Source organism: Mesobacillus subterraneus, assembly GCF_003937825.1.
Lineage (GTDB): Bacteria > Bacillota > Bacilli > Bacillales > Cytobacillaceae > Mesobacillus > Mesobacillus subterraneus.
On sequence record NZ_RSFW01000017.1, the window covers coordinates 228,979 to 250,847 of the forward strand.

Genomic DNA, 21,869 nt, shown 5'->3' on the forward strand with positions numbered 1-21,869 from the left:
GCGGTCAAGAACCGCTGCTTTTGAGTCTTATTCTACATCGTAACCTTGATCTTCAACTGCTGTTTTCATTTTGCCTACTTCTGCTTTTGAAGCATCATATTCTACTTCAGCAGTTCCTTCTGAAAGGGAAACGACCACGCTGGCCACTCCATCTACACCCATAAGAGCGTTCTTTACAGCCTTTTCGCAGTGTCCACAAGTCATTCCTGATACATTTAGAGTTGTTTTTTCCATTATAATCTTCCTCTCTTTTATTATAAATTTATAACTTAATCCGCTTCAAACGAAGGGAATTAGTCACGACTGAAACTGAACTGAATGCCATAGCGGCTCCTGCAACCCATGGAGCCAGAAGACCCATGGCGGCAATCGGGATTCCTGCTGAGTTGTATGCCAGTGCCCAGAACAGGTTTTGGCGGATGTTTTTCATCGTCTTCTTGCTCAGTGAAATGGCTTTTGGAATCAGTGTCAGTTCACCGCCAAGAATCGTAACATCTGCAGCTTCTATAGCTACATCCGTTCCAGTACCTATGGCAATCCCAATGTCAGCAAGAGCTAGCGCAGGCGCGTCATTGATTCCATCGCCGACCATGGCGACCTTCTTGCCCTGGAGCTGAAGTTCTTTTACATGGTTCGCCTTTTCTTCGGGCAATACTTCTGCAATGACATTTTCAACTCCTACCTGGGCTGCAATCGCTCGGGCAGTGCGCGTATTGTCACCAGTAAGCATATAGACTTCAATGCCGAGGGATTTCAGTTCCTCGATGGCTGTCTTGGCCGTTTCTTTGACAGTATCGGCAACGGCCACGATGCCATTGATTTTATTTCCGATGGCAATCATCATGGCAGTTTTCCCTTCAAGCTCCAGCTTTTCGAGCCTTTGCTCATACCTGTCGAATTCGACTCCCTCTTTGTTCATCAGTTTCCGTGTGCCGACAAATACTTTTTCGCCATTAAGGGTTGCTTTGATCCCATGCCCTGGAATGGCTTCAAACTCCTCGATTGGGAGGATTTCAACACTCCTGGAGGCTCCATATTCTACGATCGCTTCTGCAAGAGGGTGCTCTGAGGCCTTTTCAGCAGAAACGAGATATTGAAGGACCTTATCTTCGTCCCCAAAAAGTTCAATATCTGTCACGCTTGGCTTCCCTTTTGTAATTGTACCCGTTTTATCAAGAACAATAGCATCAATTTTATGAGTGGCTTCCAAATGCTCTCCGCCTTTGAATAAAATGCCGGTTTCTGCGCCCTTCCCTGTACCGACCATGATTGAGGTTGGCGTAGCAAGACCCAGAGCACATGGGCACGCGATGACAAGCACAGCAATAGCCGTTTCAAGTGCTGATGCAAAATCCCCCGGAGTGATAAGGAAATACCAGACCAGGAAGGTCACTATCGCAATTCCGACAACAATCGGGACAAAGATGCCGGAAATCTGGTCTGCCACTCGCTGTATTGGTGCTTTGCTTCCCTGGGCATCTTCGACAACCTTGATGATCCCTGCAAGCGCAGTATCTTTTCCAACCTTAGTTGCGGTCATCGTCAATGTTCCGTTTTTGTTGATTGTTGCACCAATCAAAGAGTCTCCCGGTACCTTTTCAACAGGTATGGATTCACCGGTGATCATCGCTTCATCCACTGCAGATTGACCTGACACGACCTTACCATCGACAGGAATTTTCTCACCTGGTTTTACAATGATCGTTTCATTTACTTTCACATCTTCAATAGGCACTTTTATTTCTTGGCCCTCTCTAATGACGGTCGCTTCTTTTGCCTGCAGGCTTAAAAGCGTTGAGATAGCTTCAGTCGTCCGTCCTTTTGCCAGCGCTTCGAAAAGCTTCCCTACGAGGATTAAGGTAATCAGGACTGCACTTGTTTCAAAGTATAAATGCGGCATATAATCTGGATTTCCGAGAGTTTTTATTCCTTCGGCCAGACTGTAAAAATAGGCTGCCGAGGTCCCCAGAGCAACAAGGACATCCATATTCGCACTTTTATTTTTCAGTGATTTATATGCACCCACATAGAACTGTCCGCCGATCCAGAATTGGACCGGAGTTGCCAGCAGCAGCTGGAACCATGGATTCATGAGAATATGAGGCATTGGAAGCCCTGTATCCCAAGGCGCATGGCCTATCATTGTATACAAGAGCGGGAGAGATAAAAGAATCGAAATAAACAACTTGCGTTTTTTAGCGTTAATTTCCTCTTCTTTCTGCTGGGCCTTGGCTTCTCGCTGTACTTTTTCTTTCGCATCATATCCAAGGTCCTGTATTTTGCTAATGACTTTCTCGATGGAGAGAACGCCGCTGTTGAATTCTACAGAAGCTGATTCGGTTGCCAAATTGACATTGGCTGACACCATTCCTTCCATCTTATTGAGGACCTTCTCGATCCTAGTCGAGCAGGCTGCACAAGTCATTCCAAAAACATCAAGATCAACCTTTTCATTCCTTACACCGTACCCAAGGTCATTGATTTTATTAAAAATATCATCAGGTTTGATTTTATCTGGTTCGTATGTGACAGAGGCATTTTCCATCGCCAGGTTTACAGATGCCTCCACGCCGTCCATCTTATTCAGGACTTTTTCAATCCTTGTGGAACAAGAGGCACATGTCATACCGGTAATGTCGAAGGTCATTTGTTCTTTCATATTTCCACCCCTCTTCGATCTGGTTTGTTTTGTTTATCTTCAATAATTACTATACCCCTGTATAGTATATTTTGCAACCATAAAAATCGCCTATTTTTAATTTTAGCGTTTCTTTCATATCCTACAGTTAAAAAAATCACACTTTTATAATGGTTAAAGAAAAAGCCCGGCAATATGCCGAGGCTTTCTGTATTATATTTTCTTCACGTTTTCGAAATACTCTTCCAATGTCCAGTCATTTTCATAGATTTCCTTAGCAGCCTTGACTCCTACAAATCTGAAATGCCAAGGCTCATACATATAGCCAGTTATAGCCTCTTTACCCCTTGGGTATCTGAGGATAAACCCGAATTTGTGGGCATTGTGTGCAAGCCAAACGCCTTCTTTGGTTTTGCCGAACTGTTCATTAAGGTTAAAATCATTGGTTTTGCTCGAAATATCCATCGTCAATCCGGTCTGGTGCTCACTGCTGCCAGGCCGCGCAACCGCCTGAAGGGCTTTTTCCTCTCCGACCTTTTGCACCTCAGCACTGAATAGGGTTTCCTGGCGCCCATAGGATCGAAATCCGGAGACTGCAGCCAACTCTATCCCGTCCGACATAGCGGCATCAAACATTTTTTCCAGAGCATCTGCTGCCTCTTTCCTCATCAGGCTCTTTTCCAGCTTTGCATCGCCAAAAGAGAAGGGCACATTCGGGCGAACCAAATCGTCCGGGATGTAATCCTCAGGTAAGCCAAACAATTTATTAACAAGGGACAGAGTGTTTTGCGGATTTCGAATGACATTTTTGCCATCTGTCTCCTGGACGATATTAAAATAACCAGCCTCAAGGGTCAACTCCTCCTCAGAAAGGTTGTCCGCTCCTTCTGGCTCTTCATTTGTTCGGTTCTCTGATTCACTTTCAGTCATCTCTGCAGGATTATCTGGATCCTGGTCTTGTCCAAAGAACTTTTCTCCCACATAAGGAATCTTTTCCAAGTATGGCTCAACAGGGGCACAGCCTGCTAAAAGCAAGGGAATCGCTGCAAACATCAATATTCTTTTCATTGTTTCCACCAATCTTCCACATTTTAAAACAATATTATCATTCTAACATCTTTCGCCTAACTTTCGTATGGCCTTTTTTCCCATTCTTGTCCATTCACAGTATGGCTGCCTACAAAGAAAGGCAAACCTGTTATAAAAAGAAAAACCCTTCCAATTAGGAAAGGGTTTTCACAAGCTTATTCTTTAATTGCAGCTTCAAGAGCGACTTCTATCATATCATTGAATGTTGTCTGGCGCTCTTCAGAAGTTGTCTCTTCGCCAGTGAGGATATGGTCGCTGACTGTCAGGATGGACAGCGCCTTACGGTCATATTTTGCCGCCAATGTGTATAGAGCAGTTGTTTCCATTTCTACTGCGAGAATTTTATATTGTGCCCATTTTTCCAATTCTGCATTGTCGTTGTAGAACTGGTCAGCAGTGAACACGTTTCCGACTTTGAGGTTCAAGCCCTTTTCAAGTCCGGTATTGTAAGCCTTATATAATAAGTCAAAATCGGCAGTCGGGGCATAGTCCACTCCGCCGAATGTCAAGCGGTTCATTTGTGAATCTGTGGATGAACTCATAGCCAGGATGACGTCCCGCACTTTGACATCCTTCTGGATAGCTCCGCATGTTCCAACTCGGATTAAATTTTGAACATTATAGCTGTTCATTAATTCATTAATATAAATCGAAATGGAAGGAACACCCATTCCAGTACCTTGTACTGAAATCCGCTTTCCTTTATATGTACCTGTGTAGCCAAACATATTCCTTACTTCATTATATAATTGTGCATCTTCAAGAAATGTTTCAGCGATATATTTTGCCCTTAAAGGATCACCGGGAAGCAATACCGTTTCTGCGATTTCATTTTCTTTAGCACCAATATGTACACTCATCTTAAATCCTCCATCCTATAGGTTGCTCCTTAAAAACTATACCACAATATAGCTAAGCAGGAAAATCTTCAGTTTCATGACAATTTTATTAACGGGAAAGCTAGAGATAGCTTTACCAAAGGCAATGCAAAAAATTCCTGATCCGTTGGACACTCATCTAGAGAAAGGGGAGAAAACAAATGGGTAAAAAGCATCGAAACAGAATCAACTCGCCGAAGAAGAACAACCACATACCAGCTGAAGCAATCGTTGCCGAGCAGGAAGCTCACGGCAAGGAATTCTCCGCAAATGGAAGAAAGCGTAAGGGGTAAAAAAAAAGACGATGAGGCCATTGCTTCATCGTCCTTTCATTGAATCAAGAATAGCGCTGAATGGTATTTTGGAATTTACGCTGCAATGTATGCACTTCAGAAGCATGTACAGTCAGTCTGACAAATGTTTCGTCCATTCCCATTGCCTCGGATAAGAAGCCGCCAAGTCCTCTTGCTTTTCGGTCCACCTGCATAAGCACTTCAATTTCGTTTTCATTCAAAGGATAAAAAATCAGTTCCAGTTCATCCAGCCTTCCTCTGAACGGGCCTGAAGAAGGTACGAATTCGAATTCCTGTACAAATGGCAAACGCCTGCGAAGATGTCTAGGAGCTTGTTCGCACTCCGCTTCTCTCAAACGGAACCCAAGCTGTCCAACTGCATTGAAAATGCCTTCCATTAATGGATTTGGGACGACTGTCAGAAAATCCTTGTCTGTTGGGTCAACCGCATTCTTGATATCAAGGCCAGTTGACACCCAAACCTTTGTCTTGCCCATTGACAATGGCATTTCAAGTGGCAGTCTGAAAGAGAATGGGATTTCCTTCAGCTCGTTTTCCCTGATTACAAATGACTGAGTCAGCTTGAAACGGTCGATTTCGGCTGTGGCTGTATATTTCTTTTCATCAACTTCTTTTATATAAGTTGTATGTAAACTCAAATAGATGTCATCAATATTCTGCTCTGTGCTTCCGCCACGGATAAACACAATTCCACGTACCTCTTCCCCTGGCATAACGCGATCCTTTTCAAGTTTAGTATCAACCTTTGCAGAACCAATCCCCACACTGGCAAAAACTTTATTGAAAAATGACATTCCTTATTCCTCCCTGGACCTTCATTTTTTATTTCATATTTATATATACGGTTGTTATGGAGCAGGGTTTCAATCTTGATAAAATTTTCAAAAAATAAAAAGGCAGAGCCGCTGCATCTGCCTAAAATAGAATGCTTTAGTCAATATCCTGTTCTTCATCGATGATGCACTTTTCAATCAGATATTCAAATGTGATATCTGCCATCTCCTCTAGTTCCTCTTCAGTGGGAACGTATCCCCTCTTTACAAGTTCATGAAAGAAAAATTCAGCAATTTCTTCTGTATCGATAAAAACCTCAATCTCTTTCACAGATTCGCCCCCCTTTATTATTCCAAATGTATGTGAATCAGGCCCGTTTCATGCCAAGCTTGGAAATTTTTTCGTATACGTTCTAATCAGATGGGACAAGCATAGAATGGAATAACTTAAAATACGGGAGTGAATGTTCATGGAAAGACTGGCTCTGATCTCTGAAAAATTCCTGGAGGATGTTAATAAAGAAGATAGTGTAATCATTGAAATGTTTGAAAGCATTGTGCAGTTTTTATTTAAGATCATTCTTGTAGCGGGCGTTCCTTTTATGACTTATGTGCTGCTCCAATTCACCGGATTAATTTAAACATGGCTTTTGCCGTCGTTATTAACGAGGATTGACAGCTTGCGCAGAATGACTCTCATTACATGAGCGTACTCATCATCATTGAACCATTTGTATAGGATGCGATAATCATTATAAATGTCGAGCAGATTATCAATCGTCATTCTTTTTTGATTGATTTTCCGCAATTCTTCCTTTTCTCCGGCTCGGGGATGCTGAACCTTTTTTTCAAGGTTGACCGATGGTTTCACCTCTTTGTTTGCCGAAAATAGCAGGCCGAGTTTTTGGATGAACGTCTCCGCACTGTCCGAATCCGCTACCAGAGTCAGTTCCTCTTCTCCCGCTTCAAGCCATTCTCCATCTTTGATCCTCGAAAGCTCATATATGACATCTTCCCAGGCATCTTCTTTATATCTCCAGATTTCTGTCCTGAACCCTACCACTTTAAAAAGGTCTGCACCATATCCTTTGACCTGGACTAAATCACCAAAGAAATATTTGTATTCGATGTCGATTTGCTCCTTTTCAAGCAGCTTTCCATCATACTCAGAGAGCATTTGTAAACTTGTTTCCAGATACAAGCCCTCGCTTTTGTTTATCTCATATACATGAAGGCCATCAAGCCACTTTATATCCGTCACTTTCCCCACAGTCCCATAAATAGTGATCACGACTGTATCACCGATGTTAAATTTAGGTTTCTTCCGTTTTTCCATTGCCTCCATCCTCTCAACGATGAGTCGTGAATAGTGATTACAACAGTATATGCATTATTCTGAAAATCGCCACGCCTAGATGAGGAAGGATGATTATTTTGAGTTGAGAATGCTTTAACAAATAAGGAAGATAAGGAATTTAAAATGAATTCTAAAACTATGTTACAAAAATAGAAGCAAAAAGAACCGATTCACTTCCAAAACATAGAAGTGAATCGGTTCTTTTCATTTGGATTTTCAAGAAAATCTAAAAAATCGGCAAATTTTCAGTGGCCTCTAATACCCAGGCGGTTTTCTTCCTTTATTTCAGCAAGCCTTCCTTTTCCAGGTACTCCCTTGCGATGTCTTGAGGGCTTGCTCCTTCGACATTTACTTTATAATTCATTTCACGCATTTCATCATCGGTGATTTTCCCGCTGAGCTTATTGAGGACTTTTACGAGCTCCGGATATTCTTCTGCCGTTTCTTCTCTTAACAGCGGGGCTCCTTGATAAGGAGGAAATAGGTTTTTATCATCCTCCAGAACCCTCAGGTTATATCTTTCGATTTCACTGTCGGTCGAATAAGCATCCACCAGATTGATTTCGCCTTTTTGAATCGCACCATACCGTAGCTTTGGTTCCATCGTGACGACGCTTGGAACATCCAGTCCATACAGCTGTTGAATCCCTCTGTATCCGTCTTCTCTATCGGAAAACTCCAAAGTGAATCCTGCTTTCAGATTTTGTTCAACGGCTTTTAGATCTGAGATTGTTTGCAGACCGAACTCTTCAGTTAATTGGTCAGGCACTGCCAATGCGTAGGTATTATTGTAGGACATTGGTTTTAACAGTACCATGCCAAACTGTTCCTCCATCCCTTTCCTTGCCTGCTCATAAACCTCGCCTCTGTCTGTACTATCTGCACTCTCTTTCAGGAATTCAGCAATAGCTGTCCCTGTGAACTCAGGGTACACATCGATACTTCCTGACTGCAAAGCATTGAATACAAACGAAGTTTTTCCAAGACCCGGCTTTATGACGACGTTCAGGTCTGTTTCATTTTCAATGAGCAGCTTATACATATTGATAAGGATTTCCGGTTCCGAGCCTAATTTCGCCCCAATGACAAGGTCCTCTTGAGCATCCTTTGACAGGAGCGGCAACGATATAACCAAAAGCATGGCTGCTGCAAAAATGCCCAAAGCAGTCAATGACTTTTTAAAAGACATATGTTCAAATCGTCGAAGCAGCATATCAAACAGAATTGCCAATAAGGCAGCTGGGATAGCCCCAATAACGATCAAGGCAGTATTATTCCGGTCGATGCCGAGCAAGATGAGCTCCCCTAACCCCCCTGCTCCGATCAAAGCAGCAAGGGTCGCCGTTCCTACAATTAACACCATCGCTGTTCGAATACCGGCCATGATCACTGGCATCGCCACAGGAAGCTCCACCTTCATGAGCCGCTTCCGCCTGTTCATCCCCATTGCCCTGGCCGCTTCAATGATGGACGCATCCACTTCCTTTATGCCTGTGTAAGTATTCCTTAGAATAGGCAGCAGTGCGTATACAACCAGAGCAATGATTGCCGGGATTTTGCCGATCCCGAATAAAGGAATCAGTAAGCCCAGCAAAGCCAATGAAGGAATGGTCTGCAGGACTGCCGTAATACCAATAATCCCTTCTGCTGCTCTTTCTCTTCTCGTCAAATAGATTCCCAGTGGTATGGCGATCAGGACTGCAAAGAATAGCGCGATAAGCGAAATCTGGATATGCTCAATGAGCACGCTGAGTAATTGGCCTTTCCGTTCGTTAAAAACAGAGGTAAAGGTATTCACTTATCTCACCTCTTCCTGCAATGTGCCTGCCAGCGCACGTATGATGGCCTGCCTGTTGACCACACCAATGATTTGTCCATTCTCTTCTACAGCAAGCTCTTCTGATTTCGACAGCAAGCTAAGCGTTTCATTCAATGATGCGGATGCATGGATCACCGTTTCAGGTATCTCTTCTTGCGCAACTGGCAATAGTACATTATGTAAGTTAAACACTTCTCCTCTTAGTCTATGGCCCTCTCCCACAAACTCCCTGACAAACTCGTTCACTGGGTTTGCCAGCAATTCTCCGGGAGTGCCGATCTGAATGACTTCCCCATCCTTCATTAAACAGATTCGATCTCCGAGCTTCAAAGCTTCCTGCATATCATGCGTGACAAAGACAATCGTTTTCTTAATTTTTTGCTGAAGCTGTATAAGGTCATCCTGTAATTTTTCCTTGCTTAGTGGATCCAGGGCACTAAATGGCTCATCCATTAAAATAATTGGCGGGTTGCCTGCCAGCGCACGAGTGACGCCAACCCTCTGCTGCTGTCCGCCTGAAAGCTCATGCGGTTTTCGATCGCGGTAGATTTCAGGCTCCAGCCCTACCATTTTCAATAACTCATCGATACGCTTATCCGTCTTATCTGTTTCCCATTTTTTAAGTTCCGGCACAATTGCAATATTTTCTCCAATTGTCATATGTGGAAAAAGGGCAATCTGCTGGAGAACATAGCCAATATCCCAGCGCAGTTCATGTATATCGTATTCACTGATTTTTTTGCCGTTGATGAAGATTGTCCCCTCCGACAGGGGAATCAGCCTGTTAATCATTTTCAATACGGTTGTCTTTCCGGAACCACTGGGACCGATCAAAACGAAAAATTCGCCTTCTTTAATATTCAAATTAATTGCATTAACAGCAGTGGTCCCATCGGGATACTGTTTGGAGACATTTTCAAACCGGATCATTGCTCCACCCCTTTAATTTTTAATCACTTCTTGATATTCCCCAAGAGTTTCTAATAAAAACCAATCCCATAAACATACTTCTATTTTTCCCGCATATCGTCTAACTATCAAATTTTAGACTGCTCGGTTGTTTGACAGTAAACGTTATTAAGACGAATAAAAAAACCTCTGCGGATTCCGCAGAAGTTCATGTTAACTTTCAGCTATCAGGTACTGCTCCCAGGCTTCATCGAAAACAGACATGCTTTCTGGATATTGCCCGTTCATTTCCAGGTAGCTGCTGATCTCATGATAATCCTCTGAGTTTTTAGGGAATGAGAGGTCATCATATGCAGAGTTTGCAAACCTGCTGACTGGGTCCTTTGGAGCTGAGGTCCTGTATTTCATTAAAAAATGATAAAAGCTCTTGTACATAATAAACGCCTGCCTATTAAAGATTAGCTTGCCCATACTATAACGGATAACCGCCAGTTCCGTCCAATCTAATGCAAAAAAAATTAAGCACCTCCATCCTGGAAGGTGCTTAAAGGTTTACTGCCATCTTGATGATTTTGCCATTTCCAGCAGTGCCCAGATGATGTTTACCATTAATATCGCAATGGTGATGGGCACAGCATGAAGCCAGTTCATTCCGTATTTCTCGATGATCAGCCTTACAAAATATCCGCACATGAACAGGACAAATAGAGCCGCTACAAGCATAACCGATAAGGCGATGTACATGTTCTCTCCCCTTTTATCTATAAATACTCCCCACTCTATTATAAGGACAGTGGTTCACTGCAATAAAAAGGAAAAGTGAATCTTTTGTGAACAAAAGGCAGACCTTGGTTAAAAAAATCACATGACCTATATAAGAAATAAAGGCAGCTACGTTTCGATAATCATATATTCTTCGAAGGTAATGTCCTGCATGATTTTATTTTATAGAACCTATTGTTCCTTTAACATGACCAATTTCATACCGTTTATATTGGACCATAGACACAATGCCTAGAATCGGTCCAATCGCCAAACCTGTAAAGACCCATTCCCAACCAACAAACCTTTGGATAACAGGGATGAGATTTATCGAAAAGATAGTAATCAGGAAACCAATGCACATTTGAAAAGTAAGGGCCGTTCCTACATACTCAGCTTCTGCTGCCTCTGAAACCGCGGCAGAAAACTGTGCGGAATCTGATATAACAGACATTCCCCAAATAATAGAAAGGACTAGAGTCAACCAAATATATTGGCCAAAAGTAAAACCAATCAAGATACAGCAGATGGCACTGATCAACATAGAAATTATCGTTAAGTTGGCTCTTCCAATTTTATCTGAGACTAGTCCTCCTACTACACAACCAATTCCTCCTGCAATTCCGATTGTAATAAAAGAAGATAATGCAATGAACCAAGGGGAAATTCCTGGTGAATAGCTTGTAAAACTGGCAGTCAAAAAGATCGGTATCCACGTCCACATCGCATACAATTCCCACATATGCCCAAAGTAACCGTAGTTCGCAAGCATTACCGGTTTATTCGATATTACCTTTTTTATTAACTTGAATGAGAAGGGTGATTTATTTATAGTTACGGGAGCATCTTCTAAAATCCAAATGACAATGATAGCTGCGAGTAATGCCAATATGGAACTGCAAATAATCACTAATTGCCAATTTAACGACGAAAAGAACATTATAATAAAATGTGGTAAAGAGGACCCAAGAGTTAAAGCAGCGATCAAGATTCCAATAGCAAACCCCCGTTTTTTTGGAAACCATTGTGATAAAATTTTCACAGCTATCGGATATACTCCAGCGAGTGATATACCAGTTAAAATCCTAAGCAGGATGCCGAGATAAGCTTGATCTGCCAGGATAAGTGAGGCATTCATCAATGCGCCTAGAAACGCTGAAAATGCAAAAACCTTCCGGGGATTAAAACGATCTGCTATCCCAAAATACGAACTGACTAATGCACCTGTCACAAAACCGATTGGGACAGAAGCGGACAGCCATGCTTCTAAGTTTGAGCTAAGATTCCATACTTGAATAAGTTCGGGTGCTATAACCGAAGCACTAAACCACAAGCTTAATGCGCATAATTCAGCTAATGCAATCCATGCTAATGCTTTCCATGAACCACGAATCATAAAATCCCCCATTTAAACAAAATTCAATATAATAATTATACTAACAATTAAAATAATAATATTTCATATACTCAAAAAAAGGACGCCGTGGCACCCTATCTCTAAATACTTGGCAAATTATGCACAAAGGATGAATCGAAGAATTTCTTGTTCCATTTTTGAACTTTTTTAATATAATCATAGTGAGGTGAAAAAAGTGTGTGTTTCTCATCAAAATATCGATCAGCTGGCATACAGTACAGCAGAACAAATCGTACAATTAACAATATATCGTCCATTGTATATTGAATTGATTGGGGAAGGCAGATTTGCCATTGAAGCAGGCAAACCCTTTCTAGCTGAGAGACGCGGAGTGATTTCAAAAATTCTGCTGACTGATAAAGACGGAAACATTTACAGAATCGAGCCAGATGAAATCGGACTCCAGTTTGCCCAAGGGAATATTGATTACAAAGAATATTTATATCAACAGAAAAAAGGAAACCGGCAACTGATTGGCCTTACATTTGGACTGGTCACTCTGTTTGCAACAGCAGGATGGGGATTTGTTACGCTTTTCTAGTTCGGCTGATATCCAACGAACTTCCAGACTCCCCCCTGATTCCTTTTAATACAGGAACGACATACCCAAAAAGCTACGAGGGTTTCCTCAATCATTGCTACAATTCTTCCGCATTAAATGGTTTTAAATTACAGTCAATTCCAACTGCCAAAAAAAGAACCCTATAATATTTTCCTTCTATTTTTGCTTTGATAGACGCTTCGAATAAAAACAGCCCATTGCAGCACGAAAATAACTGTTATGGTGACTAAAAAAGGCCTTTGTACCCAATTATAACTGCCTAATCTAAAAAAGAAGAGAAAAAATGCAGTGTGTACTACTCCTAGTATATAAAGTGTCCCACTTTTCTTTTGGAGGTAGTCCCAACTTCTTTTCCCTAAAACTTTTATTGCATAATTATTTGATATTAAAGCAAGCAGTAATAAGTAGGCTAATCCCACAGCACCAACTAGGTTGGCGAGGGTGAAACCAGGATCAAATGAAAGCTGGCCAGTTTCTTGGTTTACGCCAATGATCATTCTGATCGGTTCCCAGTAAAACCAACCCTGGAATAGTACATATACATGTAGTAAAGCCATGATGGAACACCAAATCCCTAACTCCCTTCTCCATGATAAAAAGCACTTAAATAGGTTATTTAATCTAGTTAAAGGACCGATCATAATGGTTATGACGAGAAGAAGGAGAGAAACATCAGCATAAGCTTTATTCCAAGCATGCATAGAACTCCATTCAGACCGACTAATTAAGAATAGGTAGACAAGAATACTGCTTGTCACTCCAACAATCATGTGCCTTATAAATAAATTCATAAAAATTTCCCCTTCTAAATTAACAGCTATTTCAACTATGACATCCTGGACAAACGCTTTAAAAATATCCAGCGGACTTTGAGGGGGCCCTCCGATATTGACACCAAAATCGCCATATCCATCCAATATATGGATAATAAAATACTGCTCCTTCTTTCTTCTTTTATACCCTGCCCTCCATTCCCATCAATACGTCCCAGATGTGTACATAATTATTAAAGAATCCTCATTTTTGTTTTATTGACGTATACAAAGCCCTTCCATCTTCTGTTCAACTCATGCATCTTGTGCAGTTGTTTGATATGGTACTTTCTTAAGGAATTCACCCTTTTCCAATTCACTGATAAGCCCAAGGCTGGCCATGGAAGTTGTATCTACCTTTGTATTGTTGATGCAAGCTGTTAAATCAAGCGGAAGAATTGAAATGGCCATTACTTCTGCAGTCCTTTTGAGTGTTTTAGCAGAAAATGTTCCCCTGTTCCATTTATCCATTATTGCCACCTCCTATTAGACTATATTAACATTGCTTTTTGCAGAAACTTCTAATTATTGAATACTAAATAAATCTTTTCAAAAATTTCATTGGAACTCATACCCTAATAACTATTTATAAAAAAGGGAATCAATTTTCTTCCATAATTTCTGCACTTATTTATATTATGATTTTCTTTAATAATTACAGGAGTATAAGGCTATGCAATTAAAACTGCTTTCCATTCTCATTTTTTCCATCCTTTTTCTTGCAGCTTGTTCTAGTAGTACAAGTGAGATGAATCACGATAATATGGAAGGAAACACTAAGTCTGAAGCAAATGAAAATGTAGACGCCCTTCAAACTACAAATGCTACTGAAACACTTACAGGCAAGGAAATAACCGTTATTGCTAAAGAAGTGAAGCATCAGCTAACTGAGGATGTTAGCGTAAATGCGCTTACTTTCAACGGCTCTGTTCCCGGCTCCCAAATCCGAGTAAAGCAAGGAGAGAAAGTAAAAATCATTCTAATAAATGAACTGGATGAACCAGTCTCTATACACTGGCATGGAATTACAGTGCCAAATGAAATGGATGGCATCCCAGGTGTGACACAAAATGCAGTCCAGCCAGGTGAAAGCTTCACATATGAATTTACCCCTAAGGATCCAGGAACGTATATGTACCATACCCATCAAAATGCTGTTGTGCAAATGGATAGAGGTCTATATGGTTCATTTATTGTAGAACCAAACGAAAAGTCTTATGATCGTGACTATACCTTAATGCTTGACGAGTGGATGAGCAAGCCTGTAGAAGGCGAAGCCGGCATGAAAGGAATGGATCATGGGAATATGGGTTCAGATGAAGATGGTGATAAAGAGGCCGATTCCGCGGATACCAGCATGAATGGCATGAATCACGGAAATATGGGGTCGCACGGGAATCACAGCATGGATGGAATGGAAGAAATGGGCCATGATATGAGCGCTTACGATATCTTTACGATAAATGGCAAAAGCGGTAACAGCATTGAACCATTAAAGGTCAAAGAAGGAGAAAAGGTCAGAATTCGTCTTGTCAATGTAGGGTATATGTCTCATAAAATCCACCTGCATGGCCATGACTTTAAAGTCGCAGCAATTGACGGACAAGAACTAAATAAACCAAAAGAATTGAAGGATCAAGTAATCTCAATAGCCCCAGGTGAGAGATATGACATTGAGTTTACGGCAAACAACCCTGGAGAATGGTTCATAGAGTGCCACGGAGATATGGAAGGTTCAAGTGGAATGAATACAAAAATTCAATATGAAAACTCTACTGATTCAGCTGACAAATCTAACAAGTCCGAAGATTTACCTGAATTTTCCTTTATGAATTATGGCGGCTCTGAAAAGGGTGAATTTTCACTGGATCAAAAATATGATATTGAATATAAAATGGATTTAAACACAGCGATGGATGGCAACGAAATGGCCTATACGATTAACGGCAAAACTTTCCCAGAAACTGATAGCATAAATGTCGAGAAGGCGATCTTGTTAAAGTAACACTGACCAACAATTCTATGATGGATGACCACCCTATGCACTTGCATGGTCACTTCTTCCAGGTTCTTAGCAAAAATGGAAAACCTGTAGAAGGTGCTCCAATCATGAAAGATACGATTAATTTAAAACCTGGTGATGTATATGTCGTTGCATTTAAAGCAGATAATCCTGGTAACTGGCTTTTCCATTGTCACGATTTGCATCATGCCACTGCAGGGATGGTGAATATGGTTAAATATGATGGGTTTAAAGTAAACTTCACACCAAATCCTGATGCGAATAACAAACCAGAGTAACAATCAGTATTATTAGTATCTAGATATCTGAATAAAGAGAGGGAGCTTCAATGACTCCCTCTTTTACAATTAGTTACATTTCTAGGTGTGGACTTTCTCCTTAAGTTCATTAGATTATAATTAACTTAAATGAGAAAATTTGAAATGGCGGTTGGATGCAACCGGAAAACTTCCATCAACAGTGAAAGCAAACCCATGTGTCCGATCTCCTGCCAATTTAATTTAATTTCTTTTTTTATAAATTCATAAAAAGTGGAATATCTTTGCGGTAAGTAAAAGTCCACTAAGTAACTTACTTGTAGTTTAAGGTACTGCCTAAAAAACAAAGAATCACATTCACTGTTCAACTTAGCTCTCCTTTAATTAGACCGAATTATCCTAAAAATCCAAGAGATTTTCACATGGAGAAGACACCCATCGCTGGGTGCCTATTATTAATAGGGGTATTCTTAAGAAGAAAAATCAAAGTAATTTCTCTTCAACAATCTAGGTAATTCCAATAGTTTCTGAAAACGGATGGTATTACTGATAGTTTTAGTATCTACCAAAAACAACTGATCCTCAATTTCCTTAACCACGTTGGCGGTCTGGTACACCATATCACATTCCATACAGACAATAGCTGGTGTCATAGTAATTTCAATAGCCCTGGACCCATCAGGCAGCTCCCAATAAACAGTGTTTTCTCCCTCAGTTGCCTTTCCTTCACACCACTCACATTTAATTTCCAAATCCAATCACCTACTCATTCCCTGCTGGTGCCTTATGTTGGTCACCAAGTTCGGTAGATTTTTGCTGCTGGGCTTTAAATTTCTTTTCCTTCAGCTCATCACGTTTTTCTCGTTTATCCTTTAAGGAAGCATGTGCAGGATCTTCCTCATACTTCTCCCTGCGATCGATCCGTCCCAGTCCTTCCGGGATCAGGTTGAATTCACTGTCATTCATTATGGCCGCAATTCCTGTGTTGGATTTTTTCTTTTCATAATCAGGATAGACCTGCTTGAAGTATCCTTCTGCTCTGCCAGGAACGTAATTTTCCGGTTCTGGATATGAGGTGATGACACCCTCGAAATTCCGCAGCACGATTTTTTCTGGGCTTTGGGAGATCAGGTAGTTTGGCTGCAATGAAATCTTGCCACCCCCACCTGGCGCATCCACCACGAAGGTCGGGACTGCATATCCCGATGTATGCCCTCTTAAGCCTTCTATAATTTCGAGCCCTTTCGTTACTGGTGCCCGGAAATGGCCAATGCCTTCAGAGAGGTCACATTGATAGATATAGTAAGGTCTAACGCGGATTTTCACAAGATCATGCATTAGTTTCTTCATGATTGGAACGCTGTCATTGATTCCTGCCAGAATAACGGACTGGTTACCAACTGGAACCCCTGCGTTAGCGAGCATTTCACAAGCGCGCTTGGAGTCTTCGGTAATCTCGATTGAAGTATTGAAATGTGTATTGAGCCAGATTGGATGATATTTTTTGAGGATATTACAGAGATTTTCAGTTATCCGCTGAGGGAAAACAACTGGTGCCCGTGTGCCAATCCTGATGATTTCCACATGGTCGATTTCACGCAGGTTCTTAAGGATATATTCTAAAATGTTATCGTTGATTAACAGTCCATCGCCGCCTGATATCAGCACATCCCTAACTTCCGGTGTATTCCCTATATAATCGATTGCCGCGTCCAGCTGTTTCTTCGCTACTCCCATGCCAATTTGTCCGGAGAACCTTCTTCTTGTGCAATAACGGCAATACATCGAGCATTGGTTCGTAACCAGAAAAAGGACTCTGTCGGGATATCGATGAGTCAAGCCTGGCACAGGTGAGTCTTCATCTTCGTGCAGAGGATCTTCAAGATCATATTTGGTTTTATGGATTTCTTTTGAAATGGGTACGGATTGCATTCTAACCGGACAGCGGGGATCATCGGGATTCATCAGCGAAGCGTAATATGGTGTGATATTTAATGGAATGGTCTTCGTTGAAATTCTGACACCTTCCTCTTCATCAGGTGTCAGATTGATGACCTTCTTTAAATCATCCAGCGTCCTGATTGTATTGGTAAGCTGCCAGAGCCAGTCATTCCATTGTTCCTCCGTGACATCTTTCCACAGCTCAATGTCTTTCCAATGCCTTGAAGGTTTATATAAAGATTGTTTCATCCAAATTCCCCCCAGATTTTTTTATATGTATTTATTATGCAAGTTCCATGCCAAAGTGACGGATAATTCTGAAATATTTAGAATCCCTTTAACTGAGGGGATGGATTTGATACAAAAGCAGCTTCCTAAATGATGGCTGAAGCAGCAAAGCTCTTTGTTTCGGCCCCTTATTCGATTACATGGGAAGATGTTTGAATGGAGCTAGTTTATTTTCAGATTGGGAAAGTGGATGAAGTTCAAAAAAAATAACCTGCTGAGTTTCCGGCAGATCAATCGGGGATTACAGGTTTAATTTTTTTATTTTATATTGCAAAGTCTGTCTTGGGATATCAAGAAGCATGGCAGCTTTCTGTACATTGCCATCTGCTGCCTTCAGCGCATCATTAATCAGCTGCACCTCCACTTCCTTAAGATGCTCCCTTAAAACAAAAGAGGATCGCTTGGATTCAATAGAAGGTTTGATGTTCTTCATCATCACAGGAAGATCGTATTCGGTCAGCAGCCTTCCTTCACATACATTCATCATATATTCAATCGTATGCTTGAGCTCCCTGACATTACCCGGCCATTGATGGCTTAGGAAAATTTCTTTTACGTCATCATCAAGCCCTGTCACTTGTTTGCCCAGCTTTTCATTATATTGGCTGATAAAAAGTCCTGACAAAAAAAGAATGTCTTCTTTTCTTTGCCTTAAGGGAATCAATTCGAATGTCAGGACATTCAGTCTGTAAAACAAGTCTGTCCTAAGCTGGTTTTGATCCATCGCCTCTCCAGGATAGACATTCATCGCAGAAATGACCCTGACATTGACAGAGATGACATTGGTACTGCCGACTCTCCTGACTGCTCCATCTTCCAGGACCCTCAGAAGTTTCGCCTGAAGGTCAAATGGCATCGAATTCAGCTCATCCAGGAAAAGTGTCCCCCCATTTGCCAGTTCAAACAGGCCGGGCCTGTCCACAGCACCTGTATAACTGCCCCTGGATGTGCCAAAAAGAATGCTTTCAAGGAGATTTTCCGGGATTGCGGCGCAATTCTGTGCTATGAAGGGGCCGGTCGCCCTTTTCGAGGCATTGTGAATCGATTGGACGAACAATTCTTTTCCGGTGCCGCTTTCTCCATATACAAGAATCGGAGAGTCCGATTTTGCCAGCTTCTCAGCCTTCTTTTTAATTAATGAAAAATGCTGATTGCTAGTGAGCAAATCCACAAAGGTATATGCAGCCTGTTGCTTGACAGCCTTGCCGCTTCGATGCGTCAAGCTTTTTTGGACCTCAACAAGCCGTTCGGACAGCTGTTTGATCCGTGTATAATCCTTGGCAATTTCAACTGCGCCAATCAGTTCTCCCTGGACAATGATTGGGAGAGTTGTATTGATGGTCTCGATTTTGCGGCCATGCAAATTCACAAAGCTCTGGGTTTCATTATATATAGGTTTCTTTGTATCAATGACTTTAAGCAGCGTACTGGATTGCTCATTCAGCGAAGGGAATACACTCAATAAAGGCTTGCCGACTACCTCTTTAATCTCGAGTCCGTCATGCTTCGCGGCTACTTCATTGTAGAAAATGGTAATGCCGTCCGTATTCACCACATGGATGGCCTCATCAATGCATTTTAGAATCGCGCTCAATATCTCTTCTGTTACATTGGAAACAGAATTCACATTCATCACACTCCCATACTCTTATCTATATGACAGCGTGCCGAAAAATTGTCTTTCACTGCCCAATATTTGGCGTATTTGCCAAATCCTTTACCCAGACGTTCATATTTTCCATTTTATCATAAATATACACATTGTTCACAAGCCTGCCCCGGTAGGAATAGCCCAGCTGGTACAAGACGGCGTTCATTCCAAAAGATAAGGCCCTGGCAATAGAGTAAGCACAGAAAATTCCGTGCTGGATCAGTTCCTGTTCAAGTTGGACCAGGAGAATTTTCATTAATCCATGCTTCCGGTGCTCTTTCAATGTTGCACAATCGGTCAATTCGGCATTTTTATAGAAATGATTCACTTCTGCAGAGGCTGCGCTCACCACCTGGCCATTAAATACAAAACCATAATAGATCGTCCCTTCTTGCATGGTCTTGACAATATATTCCGGATTATTGAGCGGCGTCGGATAAATTTGAAACACTGTGCTATATAGTTCCGAAAGTGCATGAGCGTCTGATTCGTCCATCTTTTTCAAAGCATATTCTTTTGGTGGGGTGATTGTCTTCGATGGTTCAGCCAAATGATATACATTTTTGATGATTCCATCCTCTTCTGTCCAGTGGGGGCAAGCCTTGCGTTCGTCACTGAGAAATTTAGAGAAGAACAGACAATCAGACCCAAGGAAATACCCATCAATACTAGCCTCATATCTGTAACCACGTTGAAGCAGTTGTGTAAAATGCTCTCTTCTGCCTCTTATGATCAGCTTGTCAGCTTTTTCCTCCTCTGCAAACTGTTCCGCCTTATCCAGAACATCCAATAAACTGCCTGAATAATCATCTACTCTTACTCTTTTATTAAGCTGATCAAGATAAATGGCAGTCCTGAAAGTACGTTCTGATAAAGTAATCATTTTGCCAGGATGCACAGCAATCCCTCCTTCCTAGATTGAAAAGCCTGGCCTAAGGGCCAGGCTGCATAATTAATCAAGCTTGAAAGAAACCAATTTAAGCTCGGTCATTTCCTCAACAGCATACTTGATTCCTTCCCTGCCTGTACCGCTCATCTTCACACCGCCATATGGCATGTGGTCTACCCTGAAAGTTGGAATTTCATTGATCATCACTCCGCCGACATGCAAATCCCTTGCCGCTTTAAAAGCTTTTTGGAGGTCGTTCGTGTAAACGCCGGCCTGTAAGCCAAACTGTGATTCATTTACGCGAGTGATTGCATCTTCGAACTTGCTGAAGGTATTGATATGGACTACAGGTGCGAAAACTTCCTCACAGGAAATTTTATCAGATGGATGGGCATTGAGCAGGACAGTCGGCTTCAATACTTGCTGATCACTTTCACCGCCCAGCACAAGCTCTGCTCCATTGCCTACAGCTTCCTGTATCCAGGATTTGGCCCGCTCCACATCTCCCGCACTGATCATCGCTGCGACATCTGTATCCTCATCCAGCGGATTTCCCACTTTAAGCTTGCCGGCTTCTTCAATGAAAAGTGCAGTAAACTCTTCTGCAACCGCTTCGTGAACGAAAATTCGCTGAATGGAAATGCAAACCTGCCCCTGATTGGAAAATGCACCAGTGACAATCCGCGGCATTACCTTCTGCAAATCTGTTCCTTCATCGACAATCAGGGCAGAATTGGAGCCTAGTTCAAGAGTGACACGCTTCAGGCCTGCATTTTCGCGAATATGCTTGCCGACAGCAGGACTGCCTGTAAAAGTGACCTTTTTTATACGGTCATCCGAAGTCAATACATCTCCGACATTTTTCCCGCTTCCCGTCACGACATTGAGAGCTCCTGCAGGAAGACCCGCCTTTTGAAAATATTCAGCAATTTTATAGGCAGACAACGGAGTCTGGCTGGCCGGCTTAAGGACTACCGAGTTTCCGGCTGCGATGGCCGGACCTACCTTATGTGCGACGAGATTCATAGGGAAGTTGAATGGTGTAATGGCAGAGATCACACCCAGTGGTTCTTTTACGGTATATGCAACTCTGCCCTCTCCGCCTGGAGCTGCGTCCATCGGGATGGTTTCTCCCTGGATTCGGCGAGCTTCCTCTGACGCAAACGTGTAGGTCATAATAGTTCTGTCAACTTCGGCACGCGCTGCCTTCAGCGGCTTGGAGGATTCCTCGGCGATAAGCCTGGCGCATTCCTCCCGTTCTTCCTGAATCAATTCCGCTACCTTTCTCAAAATATCAGCACGCTTATGTGCATCCATGCTGGCCATTACTCTTGCAGCTCCGGCCGCAGCATCGATGGCCCTCACGACATCACTTTGGCTTGCTTCTGCGACATCGGCAATTTTTTCACCGTTAAAAGGATTGGTCAGTGGCCGATATCTTTCCGTCTCGATCTTTTCTCCGTTAATCCATAACATTTGTTTCATTTTAT

The 21,869-nt window shown here is 42.0% G+C and carries 22 protein-coding genes and 1 pseudogene; 4 read left to right on the forward strand and 19 right to left on the reverse strand.

All coding sequences use genetic code 11. The features are described from left to right. Positions 1-27: 27 nt before the first annotated feature. The 4 genes from copZ to deoD form a co-directional block, all read right to left on the reverse strand. A complete protein-coding gene (copZ, locus tag EJA10_RS15645) occupies positions 28-234 on the reverse strand; it encodes a copper chaperone CopZ (protein WP_125480950.1) in 207 nt (68 codons plus the stop codon). Positions 235-262: 28 nt separating this feature from the next. Continuing rightward, complete coding sequence (locus EJA10_RS15650) at positions 263-2,659, reverse strand: heavy metal translocating P-type ATPase (RefSeq protein ID WP_125480951.1); 2,397 nt, start codon at positions 2,657-2,659, stop codon at positions 263-265. 192 nt (positions 2,660-2,851) lie between these two features. Continuing rightward, positions 2,852-3,706, reverse strand: a complete 855-nt coding sequence (locus EJA10_RS15655; RefSeq protein WP_125480952.1) for a M15 family metallopeptidase — start codon at positions 3,704-3,706, stop codon at positions 2,852-2,854. 176 nt (positions 3,707-3,882) lie between these two features. After that, the gene (gene deoD / locus EJA10_RS15660; RefSeq protein WP_125480953.1) at positions 3,883-4,587 is read right to left on the reverse strand and encodes a purine-nucleoside phosphorylase; all 705 of its coding nucleotides are present in this window, start codon (positions 4,585-4,587) and stop codon (positions 3,883-3,885) included. 179 nt (positions 4,588-4,766) lie between these two features. On the opposite strand from deoD, the gene EJA10_RS23955 reads away from it, so the two are divergent. Further along, complete coding sequence (locus EJA10_RS23955; RefSeq protein WP_281274524.1) at positions 4,767-4,898, forward strand: hypothetical protein; 132 nt, start codon at positions 4,767-4,769, stop codon at positions 4,896-4,898. 44 nt (positions 4,899-4,942) lie between these two features. Here the strand turns inward: EJA10_RS23955 and EJA10_RS15665 are convergent, their stop codons facing one another. After that, a complete protein-coding gene (locus EJA10_RS15665; RefSeq protein ID WP_125480954.1) occupies positions 4,943-5,713 on the reverse strand; it encodes a sporulation protein in 771 nt (256 codons plus the stop codon). Between the two features lie 136 nt (positions 5,714-5,849). Next, positions 5,850-6,023, reverse strand: coding sequence for a YozD family protein (locus EJA10_RS15670; protein ID WP_125480955.1), 174 nt, complete (start codon positions 6,021-6,023; stop codon positions 5,850-5,852). 139 nt (positions 6,024-6,162) lie between these two features. On the opposite strand from EJA10_RS15670, the gene EJA10_RS23460 reads away from it, so the two are divergent. Next, on the forward strand, positions 6,163-6,333 hold the full coding sequence (locus EJA10_RS23460; protein WP_170169162.1) for a hypothetical protein: 171 nt from the start codon (positions 6,163-6,165) through the stop codon (positions 6,331-6,333). Here EJA10_RS23460 and EJA10_RS15675 read toward each other — a convergent pair. The 6 genes from EJA10_RS15675 to EJA10_RS15700 all read right to left on the reverse strand — a co-directional run bounded on the left by EJA10_RS15675 (position 6,330) and on the right by EJA10_RS15700 (position 11,935). Next, positions 6,330-7,028: a hypothetical protein gene (locus EJA10_RS15675; protein ID WP_125480956.1), complete on the reverse strand. Its 699-nt coding sequence runs from the start codon at positions 7,026-7,028 to the stop codon at positions 6,330-6,332. The two genes, EJA10_RS23460 and EJA10_RS15675, sit on opposite strands and share 4 nt — an antisense overlap. Positions 7,029-7,329: 301 nt before the next feature. Next, on the reverse strand, positions 7,330-8,847 hold the full coding sequence (opuFB, locus tag EJA10_RS15680) for an osmoprotectant update ABC transporter permease/substrate-binding subunit OpuFB (RefSeq protein ID WP_125480957.1): 1,518 nt from the start codon (positions 8,845-8,847) through the stop codon (positions 7,330-7,332). Further along, positions 8,848-9,798 carry an ABC transporter ATP-binding protein gene (locus EJA10_RS15685; protein WP_125480958.1) on the reverse strand — a complete coding sequence of 317 codons (951 nt, stop codon included), beginning with the start codon at positions 9,796-9,798 and terminating at the stop codon, positions 8,848-8,850. A gap of 192 nt (positions 9,799-9,990) precedes the next feature. Next, positions 9,991-10,212 carry a YozE family protein gene (locus EJA10_RS15690; protein ID WP_125480959.1) on the reverse strand — a complete coding sequence of 74 codons (222 nt, stop codon included), beginning with the start codon at positions 10,210-10,212 and terminating at the stop codon, positions 9,991-9,993. Positions 10,213-10,329: 117 nt separating this feature from the next. Then, positions 10,330-10,521, reverse strand: coding sequence for a hypothetical protein (locus EJA10_RS15695; protein WP_125480960.1), 192 nt, complete (start codon positions 10,519-10,521; stop codon positions 10,330-10,332). Between the two features lie 196 nt (positions 10,522-10,717). Beyond that, the gene (locus tag EJA10_RS15700) at positions 10,718-11,935 is read right to left on the reverse strand and encodes an MFS transporter (protein WP_125480961.1); all 1,218 of its coding nucleotides are present in this window, start codon (positions 11,933-11,935) and stop codon (positions 10,718-10,720) included. Between the two features lie 196 nt (positions 11,936-12,131). Between EJA10_RS15700 and EJA10_RS15705 the strand changes: the two genes are divergently transcribed. Beyond that, a complete protein-coding gene (locus EJA10_RS15705; protein ID WP_125480962.1) occupies positions 12,132-12,497 on the forward strand; it encodes a hypothetical protein in 366 nt (121 codons plus the stop codon). 161 nt (positions 12,498-12,658) lie between these two features. Here EJA10_RS15705 and EJA10_RS15710 read toward each other — a convergent pair whose 3' ends face one another. Both EJA10_RS15710 and EJA10_RS15715 read right to left on the reverse strand, forming a co-directional pair. Further along, complete coding sequence (locus tag EJA10_RS15710) at positions 12,659-13,309, reverse strand: ferric reductase-like transmembrane domain-containing protein (RefSeq protein ID WP_125480963.1); 651 nt, start codon at positions 13,307-13,309, stop codon at positions 12,659-12,661. A gap of 276 nt (positions 13,310-13,585) precedes the next feature. Next, on the reverse strand, positions 13,586-13,801 hold the full coding sequence (locus tag EJA10_RS15715) for a hypothetical protein (protein WP_125480964.1): 216 nt from the start codon (positions 13,799-13,801) through the stop codon (positions 13,586-13,588). A gap of 202 nt (positions 13,802-14,003) precedes the next feature. Between EJA10_RS15715 and EJA10_RS15720 the strand changes: the two are divergent. Continuing rightward, positions 14,004-15,631, forward strand: a pseudogene (locus EJA10_RS15720) (multicopper oxidase family protein). A gap of 449 nt (positions 15,632-16,080) precedes the next feature. Here the strand turns inward: EJA10_RS15720 and EJA10_RS15725 are convergent. The 5 genes from EJA10_RS15725 to EJA10_RS15745 all read right to left on the reverse strand — a co-directional run bounded on the left by EJA10_RS15725 (position 16,081) and on the right by EJA10_RS15745 (position 21,864). Further along, positions 16,081-16,362, reverse strand: coding sequence for a YokU family protein (locus EJA10_RS15725; protein ID WP_125481022.1), 282 nt, complete (start codon positions 16,360-16,362; stop codon positions 16,081-16,083). A gap of 10 nt (positions 16,363-16,372) precedes the next feature. After that, complete coding sequence (gene kamA / locus EJA10_RS15730) at positions 16,373-17,800, reverse strand: lysine 2,3-aminomutase (protein ID WP_125480965.1); 1,428 nt, start codon at positions 17,798-17,800, stop codon at positions 16,373-16,375. Between the two features lie 280 nt (positions 17,801-18,080). Next, on the reverse strand, positions 18,081-19,472 hold the full coding sequence (locus EJA10_RS15735; protein ID WP_125481023.1) for a sigma-54 interaction domain-containing protein: 1,392 nt from the start codon (positions 19,470-19,472) through the stop codon (positions 18,081-18,083). Between the two features lie 49 nt (positions 19,473-19,521). Beyond that, positions 19,522-20,373 (reverse strand): putative beta-lysine N-acetyltransferase, encoded by an 852-nt coding sequence (gene ablB, locus EJA10_RS15740; RefSeq protein ID WP_125481024.1) that lies wholly within the window; start codon positions 20,371-20,373, stop codon positions 19,522-19,524. A 69-nt stretch (positions 20,374-20,442) separates the two neighbouring features. Next, positions 20,443-21,864, reverse strand: coding sequence for an aldehyde dehydrogenase family protein (locus EJA10_RS15745; RefSeq protein ID WP_125480966.1), 1,422 nt, complete (start codon positions 21,862-21,864; stop codon positions 20,443-20,445). Between the last annotated feature and the right edge of the window lie 5 nt (positions 21,865-21,869).

Bases quoted from the DNA above. Each gene is read 5' to 3' on its own strand.
- EJA10_RS15650 (WP_125480951.1), bottom strand. From the start codon at position 2,659: ATGAAAGAACAAATGACCTTCGACATTACCGGTATGACATGTGCCTCT.
- deoD (WP_125480953.1), bottom strand. From the start codon at position 4,587: ATGAGTGTACATATTGGTGCTAAAGAAAATGAAATCGCAGAAACGGTA.
- EJA10_RS23955 (WP_281274524.1), top strand. From the start codon at position 4,767: ATGGGTAAAAAGCATCGAAACAGAATCAACTCGCCGAAGAAGAACAAC.
- kamA (WP_125480965.1), bottom strand. From the start codon at position 17,800: ATGAAACAATCTTTATATAAACCTTCAAGGCATTGGAAAGACATTGAG.
- EJA10_RS15665 (WP_125480954.1), bottom strand. From the start codon at position 5,713: ATGTCATTTTTCAATAAAGTTTTTGCCAGTGTGGGGATTGGTTCTGCA.
- EJA10_RS15685 (WP_125480958.1), bottom strand. From the start codon at position 9,798: ATGATCCGGTTTGAAAATGTCTCCAAACAGTATCCCGATGGGACCACT.
- EJA10_RS15655 (WP_125480952.1), bottom strand. From the start codon at position 3,706: ATGAAAAGAATATTGATGTTTGCAGCGATTCCCTTGCTTTTAGCAGGC.
- EJA10_RS15710 (WP_125480963.1), bottom strand. From the start codon at position 13,309: ATGAATTTATTTATAAGGCACATGATTGTTGGAGTGACAAGCAGTATT.
- EJA10_RS15745 (WP_125480966.1), bottom strand. From the start codon at position 21,864: ATGAAACAAATGTTATGGATTAACGGAGAAAAGATCGAGACGGAAAGA.
- EJA10_RS15675 (WP_125480956.1), bottom strand. From the start codon at position 7,028: ATGGAAAAACGGAAGAAACCTAAATTTAACATCGGTGATACAGTCGTG.
- EJA10_RS15690 (WP_125480959.1), bottom strand. From the start codon at position 10,212: ATGTACAAGAGCTTTTATCATTTTTTAATGAAATACAGGACCTCAGCT.
- EJA10_RS15700 (WP_125480961.1), bottom strand. From the start codon at position 11,935: ATGATTCGTGGTTCATGGAAAGCATTAGCATGGATTGCATTAGCTGAA.
- EJA10_RS23460 (WP_170169162.1), top strand. From the start codon at position 6,163: ATGGAAAGACTGGCTCTGATCTCTGAAAAATTCCTGGAGGATGTTAAT.
- EJA10_RS15695 (WP_125480960.1), bottom strand. From the start codon at position 10,521: ATGTACATCGCCTTATCGGTTATGCTTGTAGCGGCTCTATTTGTCCTG.
- EJA10_RS15735 (WP_125481023.1), bottom strand. From the start codon at position 19,472: ATGAATGTGAATTCTGTTTCCAATGTAACAGAAGAGATATTGAGCGCG.
- ablB (WP_125481024.1), bottom strand. From the start codon at position 20,373: ATGATTACTTTATCAGAACGTACTTTCAGGACTGCCATTTATCTTGAT.
- copZ (WP_125480950.1), bottom strand. From the start codon at position 234: ATGGAAAAAACAACTCTAAATGTATCAGGAATGACTTGTGGACACTGC.
- EJA10_RS15715 (WP_125480964.1), bottom strand. From the start codon at position 13,801: ATGGATAAATGGAACAGGGGAACATTTTCTGCTAAAACACTCAAAAGG.